We start from the raw sequence: 3,632 nt of genomic DNA on the forward strand, positions 1-3,632 counted from the left end.
CGCCTTTTGCTTGCGTCCCGCAGCCTTAAGCGTGCCGTGTGCGTCGTCGAGCACGCCTTCCATCAGTTCCAGCGCCAGCAGGCGGTGCCGCTCATAGGGGCCGGGCATCGCGAGGGCGCCGGTCTTCGCCGCCGAAAATCCGAAGCGCCCGTAGTAGGGCGCGTCGCCGACGAGCAGGATGGCGCCATGGCCGAGGCGCGCCGCTTCAGTCACCGCATGCCGCATCAGCGCCGAACCGACACCGGAGCCCTTGAGCGCCGGTTCGACGGCAAGCGGTCCGAGTAGAAGGGCCGCCGGACCGCCTTCGCCCAACGTCACATCCCAAAGCCTCACGGTGCCGAGGACCGCGCCCGAGGCATCGCGTGCGACAAAGGCCAGGCCTTCCGAGGGCCGGCGGCCGCGCCGCAGCTTCTCCGACGACTTCCTACGACGGCCAGGTCCCATGGCGCGGTCGAGCAGGTCCTCGCGCGCCTCGATATCGCCGGCGCTTTCCGCCACGACGGTGAATGCCGGAGCCTGTGAGGCCCCCTCACCCGGCTCGCCGCGCGAGCCAGCCTGTGCCCGTTGGGCCAGGGAGGGCGCAAGCGCTGCCATCGGGCTCTTCTCCCCCGCGAAGAAGAGCTGATCCGAAGGGCCGGATGAGGGGGCAATGTCGGTGGCCGCGATGGCCGATTTGATCAGGTATTCCATGTCCGCGATCCTTCACGAGCGGAGGTCTGTTCCACAGGCGAGCCCGGGTGGGCGAACATGCGCCCACCTGGGATGATCAGAACGGTTCTTGCGAACCGGTCAGATCACGTAGGATCGGAGCGGCTCGAATCCGTTGAAGGCGACCGAGGAATAGGTCGTCGTGTAGGCGCCGGTGCCTTCGATCAGCACCTCGTCGCCGATGGTCAGCGACAGAGGCAGCGGATAGGGCGTCTTCTCGTACATCACGTCGGCCGAATCGCAGGTCGGACCGGCGAGCACGCAAGGCGCGGTCTCGGTGCCGTCATGGGCGGTGACGATCGGGTAGCGGATCGCCTCGTCCATGGTTTCGGCGAGGCCGCCGAACTTGCCGATGTCGAGGAACACCCAGCGCACATTGTCGTTGTCGGCCTTTTTCGAGATCAACACGACTTCCGACTTGATGACGCCGGCATTGCCGACCATGCCACGACCTGGCTCGATGATGGTCTCGGGCAGCGCGTTGCCGAAATGCTTGCGCAGCGCCGAGAAGATCGCCTGGCCATAGGCCTGCGCCACCGGCACGTCCTTCAGGTAACGGGTCGGGAAGCCGCCGCCCATGTTGACCATTTTCAGAACGATGCCCTCGTCGGCGAGCGTCGCGAACACCTTCTTGGCATCGCCCAGCGCGCGGTCCCAGGCCGTGAGATCGGTCTGCTGCGAGCCGACATGGAACGACACGCCATAGGCGTCGAGGCCGAGCGCCTTGGCATGGCGCAGCACGTCGACCGCCATTGCCGGCACGCAGCCGAACTTGCGCGACAGCGGCCATTCGGCGCCCTCGCCGTCGGTCAGCACGCGGCAGAAGACGCGCGCGCCGGGTGCGACGCGGGCGATCTTCTCGACCTCCTCGACGCAGTCCACCGCGAACAGGCGGATGCCGAGCTGGTAGGCGCGTGCGATATCACGCTCCTTCTTGATGGTGTTGCCGAAGGAGATGCGGTCGGCCGGCGCGCCGGCGTCCATGGCCATCTCGACCTCGGCAACCGATGCGGTGTCGAAGGACGAGCCCATCGCAGCAAGCAGGCGCAGGATCTCCGGCGCCGGGTTTGCTTTCACCGCATAGTAGATCTTGGAATCGGGCAACGCCTTCTCGAAGGCGCGGAAATTGTCGCGCACGACATCGAGGTCGACGACGAGGCACGGGCCGTTCGGACGTCGGGTGGCGAGGAAGTCAAGGATGCGCTGGGTGGCCATCGGGGTCTCTCCATAACGCCTTTCGGCGCGCAATAAGGCTGCGGGACGCGGGCTGTCGGCCTCGCGAACACGCGGTGGACAAAGGCGGGACGGAAAATCCATGGAACCAGCCGGTGGAGACCCCGGAACCATGAAATGCCGTCTCGCGGCGGTGAACCTTGGCCTTGCCCGGCCTCGGTTCGCTTTGTCTGCCTTGGCTTGGATGGGAGACCCGTCCGCACTGCCGGCAATGAAGGTGTGCCTCTTTAGTAACCCCGGTCTTTGGACAACCGGAAGAGAACCAGAAAGGCCCGCACCGTCGTTGCTTCAAGGTGTCCTCGATCTTGTGGTTGGCCACTGACCGACTGGAGTGGTTGGCTCCAGTTACCTTACCGATTGCCCTCACCATTCGAGGATCGGCGGACACCCACAGGCACGTGCGACTTTGGGCAAGCGCGATATAGGAGCGATGGATTTCACAATCAATAAAAATCGTAAGCTGCGGTTGTAAAATTTCCGGCATCGAACAATCTACGGAATACCGTATCCGGATATCGAACGATGACAGGCACGCACGGACCGTTCAACGCCTTCCTGAACCTTCGCCAAATGCCTGTCGCGCATGCGCAATTGGGCCCGCTGGCAGGGCTGCGGCTGGCCGTCAAGGACATCTACGACGTCGCCGGCTACCGCACCGGCTGCGGCAATCCGGGCAAATTCGCCGACGCCCACGCCGCCTCGCAAACCGCTCCGGCGGTACAGATCATTCTCGACGCCGGCGCGCGATTCGTCGGCAAGACCCAGACCGACGAGCTTGCCTTCTCGCTGATGGGCCAGAACGCGCATTTTCCCTTCCCGGTGAACCCGGCCGCGCCCGAGCGCGTCACCGGCGGCTCGTCGTCGGGATCAGCGGCGGCGGTGGCGGGCAAGCTCGCCGACATCGCCACCGGCTCAGACACCGGCGGCTCGATCCGCGCCCCGGCGAGTTTTTGCGGCCTGATCGGGCTGCGCACTACGCATGGCCGCATATCGCTCGACGGCGCCATGAAGCTCGCGCCGAGCTTCGACAGCTTCGGCTGGTTCGCCGACGACATCGAAACCTATGAGGCGGTCGGCAAGCTGCTCCTCGGCCGCGACCCGCACCAGCATGGGCTCAACCGGCCGCTGTCGATCGGCTGGCTGGACGCCTTAGTGTCGGGCACGGCCGAGGCCACCGAATATACCAGAATGAAGGCGCTCGCCGCTTCCGTCATCGGCGAGCCGGCGCAGGTGGAGTACAGTTTCGCCTCCTTCCCCGACGAGCTCTATTGGTGCTTTCGCCGCCTGCAGGCCTTCGAGGCATGGCAGGAGCATGGCGACTGGATCAGCAGCGGCGAGCGCGGTCTCGGGCCGGGCGTCGACGAGCGTTTCGCTTTTGGCCGAGCCGTCGATGCCAGGACGGTCGCAACCGAAGAGGCGCGCCGGCTGGCCTTCCGCGCCGAGCTCGCCGCCCTGCTCGGCAGCCATGGCTTTCTCGTCCTGCCGACGGTTCCGGGCGCGGCGCCGCTCGTCAAGAGCGCGCCGGAACAGCTGCAGACTTACCGCGAAAGGGCACTGCATCTATTGTGCCTCTCCGGCCTCTCCGGTTTCCCGCAGATCACGCTGCCGCTCGGATCGGTCGACGGCGCCCCGTTCGGGCTGTCACTGCTCGGCCCTTCCGGAAGCGACGTCGCCCTGATACGGCTCGGCCG

At 66.0% G+C, this 3,632-nt stretch carries 3 protein-coding genes; 1 reads left to right on the forward strand and 2 read right to left on the reverse strand.

Annotation, left to right across the window (positions count from 1 at the left end; all coding sequences use genetic code 11):
• Together EN781_RS28525 and odc2 are read right to left on the reverse strand one after the other, a co-directional pair.
• Positions 1 to 690, reverse strand: a 690-nt coding sequence (locus tag EN781_RS28525; protein WP_348631396.1) for an N-acetyltransferase, incomplete at its 3' end; no start/stop codon positions are given.
• A gap of 99 nt (positions 691 to 789) precedes the next feature.
• Entirely contained in the window at positions 790 to 1,923 is a 1,134-nt protein-coding gene (gene odc2 / locus EN781_RS28530) for an ornithine/lysine decarboxylase (protein WP_126058448.1), read from the reverse strand.
• A gap of 540 nt (positions 1,924 to 2,463) precedes the next feature.
• Here odc2 and EN781_RS28535 point away from each other — a divergent pair.
• On the forward strand, positions 2,464 to 3,632 hold a 1,169-nt coding region (locus EN781_RS28535), incomplete at its 3' end, for an amidase (protein WP_127400555.1).

The sequence above is a fragment of the Mesorhizobium sp. M4A.F.Ca.ET.090.04.2.1 genome (genome assembly GCF_003999085.1).
GTDB lineage: Bacteria > Pseudomonadota > Alphaproteobacteria > Rhizobiales > Rhizobiaceae > Mesorhizobium.

What these genes read in the sequence shown, in the direction of transcription:
- odc2 (WP_126058448.1), bottom strand. Translation starts at nt 1,923, where the DNA reads ATGGCCACCCAGCGCATCCTTGACTTCCTCGCCACCCGACGTCCGAAC.